A 16,336-nucleotide genomic window follows, 5' to 3' on the forward strand; every position below is an offset into this window, starting at 1 on the left:
ATGTCTCGCCCGGGAAATCTCAAGCATTGCCATCCGCCCAATGGATAATCTCAGTAACAGCTGACTCTATTGCAGGCGTTGCTCGCGCTGTTTCGCCGCTGGCGAGCGCCTGCAATTGTTTACACCCGGTCTCATTTTTCCTGACAAACGTTTCCCACGTCATAGCTTGGCGATAGTGGCGTTCGAATTGGCGATCGACTCGGCAAACGTCTGGCCGCTCGTCATAGATTCGACACCCGGCATTCCCCTCATCCAGATGTCGGCACACCCCGTCGCCGCGGTCCATCGCTGCGGTTTCAGGGAGCAAATGAACACGGCGGCAGCATTCCATGCACCGACTGCAGGCAAATGCCTGACGGGTGTCAGGCATACTCAGCCATGGCGGCCAGGCATTGAACCAGGCGCTCACGATCCTCGCTCAGGCGGCGCTGATTCTGGTCGAAGCTGCCACGCAGGTTATGCAGTTTGTCTTTGATCTCCGCGAAGCTGGACTTCAAGTGCGTCTCAACCATTGCGTTCAGTGCACGTGAGAACTCCCACGCGGTCTCTTCACCAAAAGCCCGAATGGCCTGTTCGCGGCGTTCGCGCTCCTGGGCTTCACGTTGGGCCTGCTCGTTCAGGCGCTGTTGCTCAGGGTCGCCGGCAATAGCGGAATACAGTGCGCTCCCCACCTGGAAGGCAATGCCGATCACCGGAATGACCTTGCCGATAATCTGTTCGGCAACCTTCCCCATCGTGACTGGGCCGATACCCTTGAACAGTGTGGGTAACCACTCTTTGCCGACTTTCATTACGCTGACCACGTGTTCAGCTTTGAGCATGCTGCCCGCCTGGCGAACGCCGGATTCGAGCAGTGTCAGATCAATACCGGGCGATGAGGGGGCCTGGGCACCGTTTCCAGCTTCGGCTTCGAGATCCGGCGTAGCCTGGCCACTGAAGGTCTGAGGCTGCACCTGGACTTCCCGGATGACGTCGTCGAGCATTTCGGAGGCGTCGAGGCCCAAGCGTGTGAGCGCATCTTCAAGCTCGGCGCAAACCTGTTGATTGGCCTGGCTGATGAGCAGCTCGATCTTGCCCTGAGCGCTCTCACTGTTCAGGTTCAGAGCGCTGATTGTGCTCTTGCTGATATAAGCGGCCTTGGCTTCGATCAACGATTTCAAGCCTCGCCGTATGTCGATTTCGCGGCGAGCGATCTCTGCGTAGAAGGTGTCGAGAAGTTTTATCGACGCCTGATCCTGCCGTTTATCCAGTTCGTCTACTGTCGCTTCAATGAAACTGCGTAGCTCAGTGGCGACCCGCGCGACGATTTCTTTTTGTTTAACCGATTCGAAGAACGCCGCCAGCTCGCTTTCGAATTTCGGGAAACCCGAACTGTTCAACAGGTTCTGCTTGTTCTCAAGTTTTGCTTTGAGCGCGGAGCGGGCGTTTACCTCGACGATCGGGATATTGCCCAGCACTTGCCGGGTGCCGGCCTTCTGCTGAATGCGCTCACGGAGTTCGTCCTTGATACGTGCCAGGTCGATCGGGTCGAAACGGTCTTTGCAGTTGAGCACCAGGAAGATCATCTTCCCCGCGAGGACCAGTTCCAGCAGTACATCGAGGGTTTTCTCTTCCTCAACGACCCCTAGCGGGTTGACCACGAAAATCACGACATCGGACTGAATCAGCTGTTCGCGAGTGATTTCCTCATGCTCAAGTGGCGCGTCGATTCCGGGCGTATCGAGCACTTCGAAATCGCCCCAACGATAACCCTGAACGCGCGCAGTCTCGGGCACGTCGGCTACAGCGGCCAGTTCCTGGCCTAGCAGGGCGTTAATCAAGGTGCTTTTACCGGCGTTATAAACGCCATACACCATGATGGTTGCGCCGGCCTGGGCTTTTTTGGCCCGGCTCAATTGACGAATGCTGGCGACAGCGTTTGGGTTATAGGTTTCACACAGAGCGTCTACATCGTCATAGAGGGCCAGCAGCTGTGTCATCGGGCCTGGTCGTGTCATTGCGCGGTGCTCGTTTCAAGGGTGTTGAGAGCCTGGCGCAGGCGCTCCATTTCGATGGTCAGTACCTGGCAGTATTCGAGCATGGAATCGCGAAGGGGGTTGTAGATGCCCCGTACCTGCTCGTTCAGGTAGGCCGGCAGAGCGTTCGCATACCGTTCGATTGCAATCTGGCGTTGTTCTTCCAGGTTGTCGCCGACGACCACGTTGTGTTTTGCGAAGATGGCCTCGGCGCTTCGCCCGATCATGCTGGCAGCACTGCCGAGCGAAGCCCCGGCAGCGGCGCCTGCGGGGCCTCCGAGGAAGAAGCCGATGGTGCCACCCAGAATGGCTCCTCCCGTGCCCCAGGCCGTTTTGGTACTACTTCTGGTGCCGCTCATGTATTCCTTTTCGACCGTGACTTCTCGGTACTCGGGTATGGCGCCAAGCCGGCTTGTATCGAACGCACGTTGCAGCGCATTTTGCTGGGTTTCACCAATGGCTTTCATGGCTTCACTGGTCAGTTCGCCGAGGACCTTACTCAACTGTTCAAGCAGCAATGCCTGCACGTCAGCAGGACGGGGGCCGTTAAACAGCCCATTGACGAAACTGCGTAGCTGGGTAGTACCTTTCTGGCCCAATGTCCGCAGCTCTCGCTCCACCGACTGTTCCTGGTCCTGGATTTGCCGCTCGAATGATTCGGTCAGTTCTTTGATGAGGCTCAGATCGACGCTGGTTTCGCCTACGGCCTTGCGCAAGTTGTTCAGCGGGGTGGTCAGTTTGAGCTTGAGGCCTTGGCTTTGAGAGAGGCTCTTGAGTGTCTGGAACAGCGTCCCCAGTCCACTTTCCTGTAAGTGCGAAGGGTGCCGTTCAGCGAAGCGGGTAGACATGGGCAGAATGCGGATTTTCTCGGCAGCATCGTGTTGCATCGCCACCAGATTACCGGTGACTTCATTGATTTGAATGTGCTGAGTTTCCTTGGATTTCATCAGCACTTCGGTGATGACTTCCCCATCGTCGTCTTCATCTTCTTCGGTGATATCGCTTCCGGTCAGCAGAATCATCAGCGAGCGCTGGCCGCTCAGCAGGGTACTGACTTCGCCCATATCGGAGTTGCGCCCAACGGCCTGCGAATTCATGGTGTAGAGGATCAAGTCCGCCTGATCGACATACCGGCGCGCAAGGTCTCCATTTGCAGCATTCGTTGAATGCAATCCAGGCGAATCAACCCACGTGATACCCGGCAACTTGAACCCCTGGATCGAACTGGTGGCTTCCGTGGCACCGACCCTGAACTGTTTTGAGCGGAAAGCCTCGCCTTCCTGGTCGCCGCTGGCGACGTTAGTACGCTCATGGGAGAAGTAAACGGGTTTAAGGGCGACCTGGTCTTTGAGTTGGGTGGTAGGTTCGCTGTGCCCCCATGCCACATAGTTACCCAGTGAGCTTTTGCCCGACTTGACCTTGCCGTACACAAATACCAGCAGGGAGTCGTTGTAGTCTTCGCGAAATTGCGCCCCCGCCGAGCGTACTTTTGCGCGTTCTTCCCATACGCTGAATTGATCCGTCAGGCGCCCGGCCAACTGAGCCGCTCCCTCTTTGAGCGGGTTCCCCTTGCTGACCGTGGACACCATGCGTTCCGTATGCTGAAGCATGTTCTCTACAAATCCCGTGCGCAGTTCATCAAAGCGCTGCTGAGCATCCGCAAGGTTTTGTTTCTGGCTGGAAAACTGGCCCTGCAATTGATGAAAAACGTGCATCAACTCATCGCGAGTAACAGTGCTCATGGATCGATTACTCCTGGGGGATAAGTTGACGTTTCAGCAGCTGCAGTCGCTCGATGCGTGCCTGCGCGTCCTGCGTTTGGGCGAGTGCTGCCTGATCACTGGCAGCCGCATCGGCAGGTGCCGTCACGGTTTCGAGCAGGTTCACGCCTTGCATGAATTGAATGACGCATCCACTTTCCAGCGCTGGGGATGCCTGGAGAATGGATTTAACGGTCTTGCCATAACTTGACGTAGAGGACGCGGTACTGCGGATGCGTTGTTCGAGCTGATCGCCCGTCACCCCCTCGAGCGTTAGTTTGGTCATTTTGCTCAAGCCTTGGGACACGGGATTGTGCGGGTCCGACGGGGACGCCAGCGCCGAGGCGGCTACTCTGAGATGAGCCTTGAGCTGCTCACGCCGTTCTTGTGCAAGCGCCTGGACACGGGCCTTGAGATTTTCGCGCTCGCGTTGGCGCTTGGCTTCCTGCTCTTGCCGGCGCCGCGCGCTATCGTCGTAGGTCGACGTGCTGCTCGAAGAGGAGGGGCTATCGTCAGAAACGGCTTTGACAATGGCAGTTACGGCAGCGACAGCTGCCGCACCGATCAACCAGGGAAGAGGCATTGCAAGTCTCCTTACTTAAAGGCTCTCAAGTTTTGTGCGAGCTTTCTGCATGTCGGACGTATGGGTTTTGAAGGTTTGCCGAGCGCCGTCTATGAGCTCAACGAAGGCTTTGGCTTTCACCACATACGGCTGGGTTACCCGCTCGATCAGCTTGGTTTCCTTTACGATTTGCGCGTCTATACGCTCGCATAGTTCCAATGCACGCCGTGCAAGCCGCTTTTGTCGGGCGTCTTCCAGCGAGCGAGAGAGGCCTTTCGAAAGCGTTTGCAGATGTTGCGCCAAGGGAGGAATACCGCTTTTGATGCATAGCCCTTCTTTGTTTTTCTCAATACCACTTTTGAAACGAGTATTGGATATGACGAAACACTCGGGCGCCGTTCCGAGATGGATCAAGGCCTGACGTTCGATAGTTTCCCGAACCTCGGCCAGGTCCGCGTCCTGAAGCTTGTCCAGTTGGCTGACCACCAACACCACGCGTTCGCCAACATCGTCACCAAAAGTGTTGCGCAGATGATCGAGCAGGGCTACTTCCTCCTCGTCCAATTCGCCTGGGGGGGCATGAACAAAGAGCACGACATCAGCGTTTTCCAGGCCTTCGTTTGCCTGCTGGGTATCATCTTCGTCGATACCCAGGCCCGGGGTATCGATAAGCACGTAGTCGTTCAACTCGAGTGCTTGATTGGTTCGGGTGGTGCGGATGTCACCTGTTTGAAAATGCTGGTCAATGGCATGCCCGCTCAGCATATTAAGCAGAGAGCTTTTCCCTGCTTTTACCAGGCCCCAAGTGGCAATGCGAGGCTTGGTCGGGGTGGTAGTACAGCGCTGACGGGCAAGTTGCTGATACTCCGCCTCCAGTGCCTCGATCTGTTGTGCTTGATCCATCAATCTGCGTCTCCTGTCGCATTACGGGTCCAGCGGAACATCTGCCCGCCACAAGACTTCACCTTGCGGATCAATGATGTCATACCGACATGGTTTGTGCAGTTTGACTTTTTCCGGCGTTCGGAAAAAAGGCCCAACATCCGCAACATTACAGGATGGGGAAGGTGGTTCCTGACTAAAGATCTGAGTAATAGCGCCGATCCCTTAAGGGACGATCACTAATCGGATTTAGGAGATACCAATGGGCTGGCGCGACAAGCTGGATGCAGCTATCCAGAAAAACAAGGAAAAAATCGTTGAAATCGTGACAGTAGAGAACGCAAAAAAGCCATGTCCGCGATTGCTGTTGCGGCTGCAACTGCAGCTGTTGAAAAAGTGCGAGAGGAAATCGGAAAGCAGCGAGAACGACGGGAGCAGTTTGAAAGCGAACCAGATGATGTTCTCCATCGCATCGCAAAATCTGCAGAGGGAGAGTCCGATGCCAGTACCCGGATGGCAGCGGATGTATTGGAAAAGCGTCTTAGGCGTTTAGAATCGAAATCCATTGAAGAGTTGCGAATTATCTCGGCTTCCTTCAGCCACAGTGACGCAGAGCGTGAAAGGGCGTCGGCACTACTTCGGCGAAGGTAAACATCCTTCCGGCTGGCCACGAACCTTCATCAAGAAGGTGGGTGTCTCGAAGGCTCGCTGAGGCGCGAACTGATGAGCCTATTGCGTTGTTGAATGATGAGCCCTCTATTCCTTGAATCTCTGATTTCGTTGAATCGCAGACACAAAAAAAGACGTCCAAGGACGTCTTTGGACCGGGGTAAGTTGAACTGTTATTTCAACTTATTGAAATTATTAATATAAAATTTATTTTCTGTCGTTCTGGAATACCAATTGGAATACCGCCTATCCGGAAAGAGGTGCAGCTCCGTCTAATCAACACTCCCATTCTTTGGGGGCTCATCTGCCTCGAGCCCGCACATTAATGTTTTCTAGTAGTTTCTGCATAGCGCATTCGGAGCCCGCCGGCTGACACACATTGCGGATGAGGTTGAAATGATGGATACTGTTTTTATGTACAGTATTTCATTTTTTGACGACTCGTTGTGCCTAGGCTTGGGGCAGTCGGCAAGGGTGATGCGAGATTTGAGCTTCCCTGACGCTGGTGGGGACATTTTGCCACTATCGGCGGTAGAGGTTATCCTGCCCGACCCGCATGACCGTACTGCCTATTTGGTAGACGTTTGCCCATCTTCAAGGAAGTAGTTAGGAATGCACGAGACGCTGAGAATAAAAATTGACTTTTTGAAGGAGCGTCAACGGCCAGCTGAAATTTTTCAGGCTATGAGTAGTTATATTGAGGCCTACGAAGCGATAGGCCAAGTCATGGTCGGGAGCCTCGGTGCGCAGGGAGAATTCGCTCTTCGGCTTGAAGATGTCGAGACTGGTTCAGTTGCTAGTGTGCTCAAGGCCGTTCCTGGACGCCTCAAGGGATGGTTCGAGACTGCTGTTTTCGAATCAAGCATGAAATTAGCGGAAGACCTAGCGGGTCTCGAAAGTACCACTACTGAAGAAGAGGTTGATCAGCTAGCGTCAGGAGTTGAAGCTGAACTAGCTAAGTTTAATGATGAACAGATGTTTGCCCCAAAAATTGATCGAAAAGCTTTTGCACACGCATTGAATAAATTGTCAGAAGCAAATAAGAGGCTTCTTCCTGAGGAGAGCGCTTCGGCCAGCATCGTTGAGTCGGAAAATGTCACAGCTATCAATACTCACTGGCGTTTTAACGCGAATCCCAAAGAGATGTTTCAAGGGACGACTGAAACTAAAGGCTGCGTGGATAAACTTTACGTCAGAGCGCCAGTCAACATCGGTAAAGGAGCTTGGGCTATGCTCAGCGCCAGTACGAACAATCGCTACAATGCCAAGATCACTGACTTGCCGTGGCTTGAGCAGTACCAGGATGGCTCTATAGCACCTATTGGTCCCAGAGACGTTATGGAGGCTGAGGTTTCAATTGAAATTTACTCTCCGCCTCCGGGGAAAGGTAAACCCTTCATTTCGGGTGCGAAAGTCGTAAGAGTTTTGCAAATTCACCGCGATGTCGGATTACAGCATGAAACAAAACCTCTCTTCTAAAAAACGAAATACGATGTGGGCGGAGCTTTTTTCCGAGTACATCTTCATAGTCACGCCTTTTGTCTTTCTTGTGGCAATCAAACTGTATACATCGTCTTGGAAAGAAATCTTACTAGCGCCTGACTGGTCGTTAGTGTCCTGTATTATTTTTGGCCAGACTGCAGTGAGAATGTCTCGATCTGCAATTAAACATCGCGCCGCGGATGACACGCAGTTTGGGCTGTACTCGGCAAAGCGATTTTTCTTAGTTGCAATGTCTTTGCTATTTTATTTTGGGATGGTGGCGCAGCCCACAATATATCTTGGGTGGGGGCAACTGGTTTTATTTTTAATGGCTAGTTATTTTCATTTTAAAGACGGTCTTGCTGCTCGAATTCTTGAGGGGGGCGTCAAAATTTAGTTTTTATCTTGGATCGCGTCCAGGTGCGGGCTGATGATGGCTAGGGTGAATAGGGCCACAAGCGAATCGTTGGTACTGAATTAACTTTCGTTGGCGCGCATCACCAATTTGGCGAAGCATGTTGGGTCGTTCCCGGTCCAAGTAGGCAGCTGGAAATATTGCCGGGTCGTAGGGGATAGCATCCAGCACGTCGATTCCATATTCCACGTAAACACGCTTTCCGAGCGGTGTCAGGGCTAAAGCCTTAATCCGACGGATATGCTCCGATATGACTCGATATCCCTCATGTACCAGCAGGTCGCGCAGGTAATGGTTTGAAGCGCGCAGTGCAATCTTCACTCGCACGGATTCCCGGTGCGGTCGATCCTGCCAGTAAGCAAATAGATTGAACAGGCGAGACTTTAGACATGTGATGGGGTCGATGACGGCGACCTGCACACCTTCGATATCCAGGACGGATAAATATTTGAAAATCTCTTTTTTGGGCGCGCCCCCGACGCTGTCCATTTCCAGGATATCGACGATAACCTCTTTACCGTCAACCCAATCAATGTACGCTGCGGCAATATTTATCGTGTTGTCGTCCATCTTCGCCTTGCGAAAAGGGACGCCCATCATCTGGGCGCAATAATCAATAGAGTTGGGCTTGCCGATAAAGTCCAAGTCATCGCTAGTGACGAATCCGACATCCTCGCCTGTCATTTCGTCGATGAGGTATTGCCGGGCCCAAAGCGTAAGCGATTGCCCGCCAACGATCACAAGGCCGTAATCGGTGACAGCTGATTGAATTGAGGGACGGTAGACGCGCTGAATTAGATCGAGCAGGAAAGCGAAGAGCTCTGAACGTTCAAGTAGGGCGAACGGAGCGTCTTCGTTTACCGTTTCGGGCATCAGTTGCTTAGCGCAGAGAATCGTTGTGGGCGAGCGATTGAAGCAGAGTTGCCACGAAGGGCGGCTTTGGCACGGGCAGCAGCCATTTCAAGCATCTGAGGGTCAGCTGCATAGACAGCATCAACCTGGCGGTCACGTGAGCTGCTTTTAAGGCTCATCATTTCCGCAAAGCTAAGGTCTTTTGAATGCTGGTGGCCGCTGATCATGGCAAAGTACCCATAAGGGTGGAGATATAGACTTGAATTTGAGGTTAGCACATTCAGTCTGCGCATTTACAGGTGAAGGGCTGTGATTGCAAGGCTTTAACCGACGAAATGCATTACATTGCGACCATTTTGTGTGAAAAAACAGTTGTTTTTCGCTCACTAGGTACCAACAGGAGGGCTGGCGTAGCCAGCCCTCCTGTTGGTACCTAGTGAGCCTTTAACGCATTAAAAGACGATCTTTAAGAATCTAATCAGTTGTCAAGTGAAATGTCAACTGTGGTGTGGGTACTGTAGCGTTAGCTAAGCCTATCAGCTCCGGCATTGAGACACGCTGACCTACATTGGTGATCCATAGTCGAAAAATAGCATGCACCGAAAATAGGTTGCCCGATGACCGTGAAGGTGAGGATCTCGCTGAGCAAGTAGCCCTACGATTTCTGAGGGCGGTCCGGGGGGGGCTATCCACGATTCGAGCGTTAGATCAGCATTTCGCGGTCATTTCCTAAGCGTTTCCAGATCAATAGGGTGGTGAGTCGATAGTAATACTGGGTGGCGTCGGAGTGGTCTTTCAGGTGCTGAGTGAGAAACCAGCGCACATGCTTGAGCTGCCAGGTCCAGGGATTGTCTCGCTGCCATCGTTGTTGAATGGCCGCTTGCATGACTCGGGCTTGCCGTAGGTGTCGTTGCTGGGTGGCCTGCGAGCCATTCAATACGCCGCTCAGGAACAGCGCCATATCGAAGGGTTTGGTCACGCTCGACCTCCAATGTAGGCCGAAACTACATCGATCCGGTAATGCCCGAGTTCAAGGCTGATCTGTTTCCGCGCCTGTTGATCAAGGTCACGGTCAAGGCGATAGCAGTGGCCACCATTGACCGGTGCGGCGTGGCCAGTGAGCTGTTCGTAACGCTCGCAGGCGTAGGCTGCTCGCAGTTCATGAAAGCCCTTCAGCCCGTGTTCATGTAGCGTGTCGCGGGCGGGGAGCACGGTCTGTTGCAGGAACGCGGCGTAGCTTTCGTCTCGGGCCAGCAAGTTGCGACTATGGGGCGGCGACGCATGACGAGCCAACTGCAGCGCCGCCTTCACCGCTTCATTAACCGCGATCCATCGCGGCGCTGAAGCCCCTAAGCGACCGCCTTTGGTGCCGTCCTGAATGTTGATGCGGCCTAAGTGTTCGGCTTCGCGGTGCAAGCGTGGCAGGTCAGCCAGGATCGCTTCGCGCAGGCGCATACCGGTTGTTCGGGCCAAAAGGACAATCGCTGCCACCCGCTCGTGTTGCTGTTCGCCAAGCGCCTCAATCACTCGCCGCACCTGTTGATGGTCTTGGCCATCTGGCGCGCGGGTGCGTACGGTCGAACGCTTCTGTCCCAACGCCTGGCTCGGGCTGGCGATCCTCACGTCCTGATCACCGCGCAGCGCGGCGAGGGTGCGGTTAACGCTGCTCAGGCGGTTCTGTGCGGTAGCGATGCAGAGTTCACCTTGCTGGATCTGCTGGCGCAGGTAAGCGGCGTAGTCTTGCAGCGTCCGTCGATCAATTTGGCGCGCATCGTTGTAACCGGGGCCGTCCTCTGACCGACACCAACGCACGAACGCTTGCCAGCGATCACTATGCGCTTTGACCGTGGCGAAGTGGCCGCCGACAAACAGATCCTTGAGTGCTTGTGGGCCGGCGTAGCTCAGCTGGCGGCCATAGCCAAAGTTGCGACCATCACGCCGACCGACCAAGGCCATCGTCATCACCGTTTTCATTTGTTTGCAGAAAGAGCAGCAGGGCTTTCCAGTGGGGGCTGAGCCTGTCCATCTGCTGCCAGTGTGTCGGGCGGATCAGGAGGGCGTTCTCCTGGTGTTGCAGCAGTGCCCCTTCCTCACGCAGTTGCTCGATCAGCAGGGCGAGGAGGGCAGGCTCCAAGGGTGGTGTGGCGACAGCGGCGACAGCGGCGACAACCCGCGTCGTTTCTGGCTTGGCGCGTGGCGACAGGGTGGCAACAGAGGCGGCGACACACCGTGATTCAGGTTGTGGTTGATGTTGTGCCTGATAGCGGCGCACCGCGTCATTGAGGCGGAACATGGCGCACCTCGAAAGTCTTGCCATCGCGGCTGCTCAGCCAGCGATGAGTGATCAGCACGACCAATAAAGAAGCGGTATGGTCAGCGCTCTTGCGGGCAAAACGAGGGCCGTTTCGATTGACGTCGCGGATGGTGAAGTGGGTCCAGCCTTTCTGCACCAGCCAGCGCAGCAGCCGATCCGCCTCTTCGCGTCGGCTATTGACCGGCTCCTGTTCGGTCAAGCGCTGGATCTCAGCCAGGTAGTAATCCATCAACGTGGAGGCGCGCTGGATGTGTGCTTCCTCCAACTGACTGGCCTCTTCAACCATGGCCAGCACGCCTGCGATGCGCAGCACATTCGCCGCGGCCTTGCCCGCGACAGGCTGGACGCCGGCCAGCTCGCCGAACTCGCCAGACTGGCACTCGATGGTGTCGTGAATATCGATCCAGGCACGACGGGCACGGGGAGTCAGTTCCAGCGTGACGGGATTGAGTGATCCATCCTTGTGAAGCGACCAGGGCTTTTGCAGCAGGGCGGTGATCCGTTGTTGGTAGCGCTGGACTTTGGCATCTCTGGTCAGGTCGATTGCCTTGTAGAGTCGCTGGCCGGCCAGGCGCTCGGGCCAACTGATAAGGCAGCGGCCGAGGATGCCTTGGCCATTGATCACCGGGTCTTTGAACAGCTGGTTGGCCAGGTAGGGCTGCAGCATCAGGTGCATGCTGAGGCGGCGATCATAGGCACGTAGACTTTCCCCTGCCATGGAGCGCGCCCGGTCGATCGGGCTGCCATCCCACAGTGTCGACAAGGTGGTGATCGCCTTGAGCAGATTCTCTTTGCTCATGGTGCTGCTGCCCAAGAACTGGCCGCCCTCATCATTGAACAAGCCCATGCTGGGCAAGCCCTGGCACAGGCTTTTGACCAGGGCCTCAATGGTGGGTTCGGCAATGATCAGTCTCGGTGGTACCGGCTCGGACAGCTCACCGCCTTTCGCCTCAGCACGCTCTGTTGAGGTTTTGGGTTTGGCCATGATGCTGGTAGCGGCGCGATAGGCTTTGAGCTTTTCCACATACAGGGTCCACTGCTGCCGCTCCCAGTCGCGCGCCGCCCTTAATGCCAGGTGATCCACCGCGCTTTTGCGATCACCCGAGGACGCCACCGTCAGTAGGTAGAGGGACAGCGGATAGGTTCGGCCGTCGAGTTGGACATTGGCATGACCCTGGCTCACCAGAGCAGCGCTGGCCAGCACCGATTGCGCGGCCATGGCGCAGGGCACGCCGATCACCTCGGCCAGTCGTTCGACCGCAGGGCCCAACAGATCCCCGAGTGCTTCAACCGGGTAGGACAGTGGTGCCTGCTGGTATTCCAGCAATGGTTGTGGTGGCTCGAATGCTTCGCACAGTTGCATCGCTATTCTCCTGAGATTATCGACTTCGTCCTCACTCATCCCGCCACGGTTGTTGAGTGTTATCAGGGATCAAGGCCCCTGCGACCTGTGAGGTTTGTCCACTCACGCGGGACTGACGGCTCCTTACGACCGGGAACTTGGGCATCTCATGATCTGGCCTCCTGAACACCGATAGCGGTGGGCGGGTGGAGGCTGCACTGGCTGACGAAACCAGTGCCGCGAGATCCTGAGTCAGGTGAAGGCAGTGAGGCGATGACCGGGGCATGCCTGACTGTCAGTCAGGTGCAGTCCATCCCCTGGACTGCGGCACCATCATCGGCATCGCTGTGGCGAGTGAGCATTCGGTGTTTGTCACGCCGATTGTCACGAGGGGGAAAGCCGCAAAGCCCCGTGCGAGCAGGGCTGCAGCAGTGTGAGATGCGCCCGTCTCTTTCGGGGGTAAAGAGACGGGCAATAGGTTGGCGCAAGAAATTGCCAAGCGGATAAGTTGCTGCAGAGCAGCCAGGAGGGGGCATGAGTTGCCGCGGTGGGCATTCTGGAAGATTGGGCATCCATCACATCGCTGTGACCGTGCGAGCCGCCGGACGCTAATCGCACTTGGGGAGAACCGCCACGATGTGGCGTAGCCTCAAAGGTTCTGGCTACCTGGGAGCTGCCAACGGCAGCGCTTTGAGTCTTCTTTCTATCGTCCGCGTATGGTTGGGTCAACCGGACTGCGCGCAGTCGATTGGGCCAGCCAGCGGTACTGGAATGCCTTGGTCGTGAGTGGTGTTGGATGGACGATGAGCCGTTCGTCGTCTATTAAATGTGAGCCCCAGCGCATGGGAATGCGGAGCCTTCCTATGCGCTGGTGCTTGGCCGGAGGAGCGCAGACATGCAGGAGGTTTGGCGACAGTCGCCACTTCTGTCGCCATGCTGCGCGCCACGGATTACGTGGGTTGTCGCCGGTGTCGCCGGTGTCGCCGGTGTCGCCGGTGTCACCGGTGTCACCAACAGAAATGTCACTGCGTTTGAGGCGTTACGTCTACCGGTGCCATCCATTGAGTGCTTAGCATATCGGCACGGCGTTGCGGTCCTGCATTTGATTGATCGCAGATGCCAGAAGGCTGCCAGTGGCAGCCTTCTGGATGTGCTCACTTTACCAAGCCATCATCGGGCGGCGGCGTTCTATGTCGTCCGCGCGGTTGTACCTGACAGCCTCACCCGCTAATCGTTACACTGCGCGCACCTTGTCAGGCTGGCGCTTTCCCGGCTTGGCCTATTGTCCGCCGTGTTGCTTCGCTGGGCATTAAACCCATTATTCAATTCAGGTAGTCATCAGAAGTGATCACAGGCGCAATCAAATCCCAAGTTGACCAGATCTGGAATGCGTTCTGGAGCGGCGGTATTTCCAACCCCATGGAAGTTATCGAGCAGATGACCTATCTGCTGTTTATCAAACGCCTCGACGAGTTGCAGACGGTTAAAGAGCGTAAGGCCGCGCGCACCGGGCAGCCGATGGATAAGCCGATTTTCAGCCCCTACCAGGCGCATTTGCGTTGGGCGGCGTTCAAGGCTCTGGGTGATCCGGCCAGCTTGTACACGCTGATTGCCGATAAGGTGTTCCCTTTTATCAAGTCGCTGGGCGGCGAAGATGGCGAGTCCACCTACGCCGCGCATATGAAGGATGCGCGCTTTACCATTCCGAACCCGGCGTTGCTGGCCAAGGTGGTGGACATGCTCGACGCCATCCCCATGGAAGACCGCGACACTAAGGGTGACCTCTACGAATACATGCTCGGCAAAATCGCCAGTGCTGGGCAGAACGGTCAGTTCCGCACGCCCCGGCACATTATCAAACTGATGGTCGAGATGATGGCCCCCAAACCGTCGGACACAATTTGCGACCCGGCCTGCGGCACCGCTGGTTTTCTGGTGACGGCTGCCGAATACCTCAACACCCACCACAGCCAGGAGCTGTATCAGGACGCGGCCAGCGCCAAACGCTTTAATCACGACACCTTCCATGGCTTCGACTTCGACAGCACCATGCTCCGTGTTGGCTCGATGAACATGCTGCTGCACGGAGTGGAAAACCCGGCGATTGAAAACCGTGATTCCCTCAGCGAAGGCCACGCTGGCGTGGAGGGCCAGTTCAGTCTGATCCTCGCCAACCCGCCGTTTGCCGGCAGCCTGGATTACGAGGCCTGCGCCAAGGATTTGCAGCAAATCGTTAAAACCAAAAAGACCGAGCTGTTGTTTCTCGCCCTGTTCCTGCGCTTGATGAAGGCCGGCGGCCGCGCGGCGGTGATCGTCCCGGACGGCGTAATGTTCGGCTCCAGCAAGGCGCACAAGGCGCTGCGCCAGATGCTGGTGGAAGAGCACAAGCTGGACGGCATTGTTTCAATGCCGTCGGGCGTGTTCCGTCCCTATGCCGGGGTGTCTACCGCGATTTTGCTTTTTACCAAAACCAATTCTGGCGGCACCGACCACGTCTGGTTTTACAACATGCAGGCTGACGGCTTCTCGCTAGATGACAAGCGCAACGAACTTGATGCGAGCAAGCACGAGAGTAACAACCTGCCCGACATTATCGATCGTTGGCACAGGCGTAGCACCATTGTCGGTCTCGACCGTACCGCGCAAAGTTTTCTGGTGCCTAAGACTGAGATCGTCGACAACGACTATGACTTGTCGATCAACCGCTACAAGGAGGTGGTGTACGAGGAAGTGCAGCATGAAGCGCCGCAAATAATCTTGGCTGAGCTAAAAGCGCTGGAGGCGGAAATTGCGCGGGGCATGGATGAGTTGGAGGGGATGTTGTTATGAATTGGCGTATGATGCCACTAGGTGAAGTATCCACACTTCAACGTGGATTTGATTTGCCCATTCAAAATAGGCTTGAAGGTGAGATACCTATTTATGCGGCAAATGGCCCGGTTGGTTTTCATAATGAAATGCGTGTTGCTGGACCGGGGGTTATTACGGGGCGTAGCGGCAGCATTGGAAAAGTACATTATGTTGAAGGCGGATACTGGCCCCTGAACACTTCTTTGTATGTGAAGGACTTTCAAGGAAATGATCCGAAGTATATTTACTGGCTGCTTCGAAACTTACACCTAGATCGCTTTCACCATGGAACTGGCGTGCCGACGCTAAACAGGAATGTCGTACACCGCGAGCTCGTGCCTGTTCCGCCACTCTCCGAACAGCGTCGTATCGCAGAGATTCTAGATAAGGCCGACGCGCTACGCACCAAGCGCCTTGAAGCTATCACCAAGCTTGATGAACTGCTGCAATCCGTATTTCTGGAAATGTTCGGCGACCCTGTGACAAATCCGAAAGGTTGGCCAGCATCTAAGCTTGGAGAGTTTGCTGAGTTCGAAAATGGTGATCGATCATCCAACTACCCTAGCAAAGGTGACATCGTTTCTGGTGGCGTCTTGTTTCTGAGCACAAAAAATATTACGGATCATAGGTTAGATCTTCGTAATACGCAGTTCATTACCGAGAAAAAGCTCGAGTCTCTTTCCAGAGGAAAAATACGAAAAGGAGATTTGGTCATTACCCTTAGAGGAACTCTTGGAGCGTGTTGCATATTTGATGGGGTTTACGATATTGCATTTATCAACGCACAGATGATGATCATGCGTCCTAGGTTGGGAATTAACTCTGTATTCCTGCATTCGGTGATTACGAGTTCCGCTATTCAAGAAAAAATAAAGGGTAGCTTTACGGGAGCTGCGGTTCCTCAGTTAACAAGTGGCGGCATCGCCGAGCTTGGCTTATACAGGCCGCCTACAGACCTTCAAATCCGTTTTTCCGAAATCGCTCTTATGATTCAAGCGCATAGACGAGAGCTATGTAGATCGTCGAGTTTGGTCGACGACCTCTTTCATTCACTTCAACGGAAAGGCTTTTTAGGTGCGGTTTAGTCGAATTGTACTTCAGTCGATCGAGGGCAAATTCCACGGCCTCAATACCCTGAGGTGCTGATCGACGAGGGACATGATCTCCAGCCAGTGTGGTTTAAGCTGGTGGTG

The 16,336-nt window shown here is 55.0% G+C and carries 15 protein-coding genes and 1 pseudogene; 5 read left to right on the top strand and 11 right to left on the bottom strand.

The genetic code is table 11. The annotated features are described in order from the left end of the window. Window positions 1–19 precede the first annotated feature (19 nt). Genes ACYZTR_RS04655 through ACYZTR_RS04675 form a run of 5 tightly spaced genes read right to left on the bottom strand, consistent with a single transcriptional unit; the run spans window position 20 to window position 5,240 of the window. Window positions 20–370 carry a YkgJ family cysteine cluster protein gene (locus tag ACYZTR_RS04655; RefSeq protein ID WP_080290875.1) on the bottom strand — a complete coding sequence of 117 codons (351 nt, stop codon included), beginning with the start codon at window positions 368–370 and terminating at the stop codon, window positions 20–22. Then, the gene (locus tag ACYZTR_RS04660) at window positions 363–1,997 is read right to left on the bottom strand and encodes a dynamin family protein (protein ID WP_461976830.1); all 1,635 of its coding nucleotides are present in this window, start codon (window positions 1,995–1,997) and stop codon (window positions 363–365) included. Before ACYZTR_RS04660 ends, ACYZTR_RS04655 begins: the two co-directional genes overlap by 8 nt. After that, entirely contained in the window at window positions 1,994–3,712 is a 1,719-nt protein-coding gene (locus tag ACYZTR_RS04665) for a dynamin family protein (protein ID WP_461976832.1), read from the bottom strand. Before ACYZTR_RS04665 ends, ACYZTR_RS04660 begins: the two co-directional genes overlap by 4 nt. A gap of 52 nt (window positions 3,713–3,764) precedes the next feature. Further along, the gene (locus ACYZTR_RS04670; RefSeq protein ID WP_461976834.1) at window positions 3,765–4,358 is read right to left on the bottom strand and encodes a hypothetical protein; all 594 of its coding nucleotides are present in this window, start codon (window positions 4,356–4,358) and stop codon (window positions 3,765–3,767) included. Between the two features lie 15 nt (window positions 4,359–4,373). Beyond that, window positions 4,374–5,240 (bottom strand): GTPase, encoded by an 867-nt coding sequence (locus tag ACYZTR_RS04675; protein ID WP_461976836.1) that lies wholly within the window; start codon window positions 5,238–5,240, stop codon window positions 4,374–4,376. A 241-nt stretch (window positions 5,241–5,481) separates the two neighbouring features. Between ACYZTR_RS04675 and ACYZTR_RS04680 the strand changes: the two genes are divergently transcribed. The 3 genes from ACYZTR_RS04680 to ACYZTR_RS04690 all read left to right on the top strand — a co-directional run bounded on the left by ACYZTR_RS04680 (window position 5,482) and on the right by ACYZTR_RS04690 (window position 7,767). Beyond that, entirely contained in the window at window positions 5,482–5,772 is a 291-nt protein-coding gene (locus tag ACYZTR_RS04680) for a hypothetical protein (protein WP_461976838.1), read from the top strand. A gap of 728 nt (window positions 5,773–6,500) precedes the next feature. Beyond that, window positions 6,501–7,367 (top strand): hypothetical protein, encoded by an 867-nt coding sequence (locus tag ACYZTR_RS04685; RefSeq protein ID WP_083350112.1) that lies wholly within the window; start codon window positions 6,501–6,503, stop codon window positions 7,365–7,367. After that, entirely contained in the window at window positions 7,345–7,767 is a 423-nt protein-coding gene (locus ACYZTR_RS04690) for a hypothetical protein (protein WP_461976840.1), read from the top strand. The genes ACYZTR_RS04685 and ACYZTR_RS04690 overlap by 23 nt, the downstream gene beginning before the upstream one ends. Before the next feature lie 3 nt (window positions 7,768–7,770). Here ACYZTR_RS04690 and ACYZTR_RS04695 read toward each other — a convergent pair whose 3' ends face one another. The 6 genes and pseudogenes from ACYZTR_RS04695 to ACYZTR_RS04720 form a co-directional block, all read right to left on the bottom strand. Beyond that, a complete protein-coding gene (locus ACYZTR_RS04695; RefSeq protein ID WP_461976842.1) occupies window positions 7,771–8,658 on the bottom strand; it encodes a hypothetical protein in 888 nt (295 codons plus the stop codon). A 682-nt stretch (window positions 8,659–9,340) separates the two neighbouring features. Further along, entirely contained in the window at window positions 9,341–9,616 is a 276-nt protein-coding gene (locus ACYZTR_RS04700; RefSeq protein WP_047295632.1) for a hypothetical protein, read from the bottom strand. Beyond that, entirely contained in the window at window positions 9,613–10,593 is a 981-nt protein-coding gene (locus tag ACYZTR_RS04705) for an integrase domain-containing protein (RefSeq protein WP_461979580.1), read from the bottom strand. Before ACYZTR_RS04705 ends, ACYZTR_RS04700 begins: the two co-directional genes overlap by 4 nt. After that, a complete protein-coding gene (locus tag ACYZTR_RS04710; RefSeq protein WP_169862799.1) occupies window positions 10,571–10,930 on the bottom strand; it encodes a hypothetical protein in 360 nt (119 codons plus the stop codon). The genes ACYZTR_RS04705 and ACYZTR_RS04710 overlap by 23 nt, the downstream gene beginning before the upstream one ends. Further along, window positions 10,914–12,314 carry a YfjI family protein gene (locus ACYZTR_RS04715; protein ID WP_461976845.1) on the bottom strand — a complete coding sequence of 467 codons (1,401 nt, stop codon included), beginning with the start codon at window positions 12,312–12,314 and terminating at the stop codon, window positions 10,914–10,916. The genes ACYZTR_RS04710 and ACYZTR_RS04715 overlap by 17 nt, the downstream gene beginning before the upstream one ends. 1,048 nt (window positions 12,315–13,362) lie before the next feature. Then, a pseudogene (locus ACYZTR_RS04720) lies at window positions 13,363–13,503 on the bottom strand (integrase); the annotation flags it as partial. A 134-nt stretch (window positions 13,504–13,637) separates the two neighbouring features. On the opposite strand from ACYZTR_RS04720, the gene ACYZTR_RS04725 reads away from it, so the two are divergent. Both ACYZTR_RS04725 and ACYZTR_RS04730 read left to right on the top strand, forming a co-directional pair. After that, the gene (locus ACYZTR_RS04725) at window positions 13,638–15,122 is read left to right on the top strand and encodes a type I restriction-modification system subunit M (RefSeq protein ID WP_461976847.1); all 1,485 of its coding nucleotides are present in this window, start codon (window positions 13,638–13,640) and stop codon (window positions 15,120–15,122) included. Then, window positions 15,119–16,228 carry a restriction endonuclease subunit S gene (locus tag ACYZTR_RS04730; protein ID WP_461976849.1) on the top strand — a complete coding sequence of 370 codons (1,110 nt, stop codon included), beginning with the start codon at window positions 15,119–15,121 and terminating at the stop codon, window positions 16,226–16,228. The genes ACYZTR_RS04725 and ACYZTR_RS04730 overlap by 4 nt, the downstream gene beginning before the upstream one ends. Window positions 16,229–16,336 lie beyond the last annotated feature (108 nt).

The sequence above is a fragment of the Pseudomonas sp. Hz4 genome, assembly GCF_054898165.1.

Coding starts and splice junctions, on each gene's coding strand:
- ACYZTR_RS04655 (WP_080290875.1), bottom strand. CDS start 370: ATGCCTGACACCCGTCAGGCATTTGCCTGCAGTCGGTGCATGGAATGC.
- ACYZTR_RS04660 (WP_461976830.1), bottom strand. CDS start 1,997: ATGACACGACCAGGCCCGATGACACAGCTGCTGGCCCTCTATGACGAT.
- ACYZTR_RS04670 (WP_461976834.1), bottom strand. CDS start 4,358: ATGCCTCTTCCCTGGTTGATCGGTGCGGCAGCTGTCGCTGCCGTAACT.
- ACYZTR_RS04675 (WP_461976836.1), bottom strand. CDS start 5,240: ATGGATCAAGCACAACAGATCGAGGCACTGGAGGCGGAGTATCAGCAA.
- ACYZTR_RS04680 (WP_461976838.1), top strand. CDS start 5,482: ATGGGCTGGCGCGACAAGCTGGATGCAGCTATCCAGAAAAACAAGGAA.
- ACYZTR_RS04685 (WP_083350112.1), top strand. CDS start 6,501: ATGCACGAGACGCTGAGAATAAAAATTGACTTTTTGAAGGAGCGTCAA.
- ACYZTR_RS04690 (WP_461976840.1), top strand. CDS start 7,345: ATGAAACAAAACCTCTCTTCTAAAAAACGAAATACGATGTGGGCGGAG.
- ACYZTR_RS04695 (WP_461976842.1), bottom strand. CDS start 8,658: ATGCCCGAAACGGTAAACGAAGACGCTCCGTTCGCCCTACTTGAACGT.
- ACYZTR_RS04705 (WP_461979580.1), bottom strand. CDS start 10,593: ATGGCCTTGGTCGGTCGGCGTGATGGTCGCAACTTTGGCTATGGCCGC.
- ACYZTR_RS04710 (WP_169862799.1), bottom strand. CDS start 10,930: ATGTTCCGCCTCAATGACGCGGTGCGCCGCTATCAGGCACAACATCAA.
- ACYZTR_RS04715 (WP_461976845.1), bottom strand. CDS start 12,314: ATGCAACTGTGCGAAGCATTCGAGCCACCACAACCATTGCTGGAATAC.
- ACYZTR_RS04730 (WP_461976849.1), top strand. CDS start 15,119: ATGAATTGGCGTATGATGCCACTAGGTGAAGTATCCACACTTCAACGT.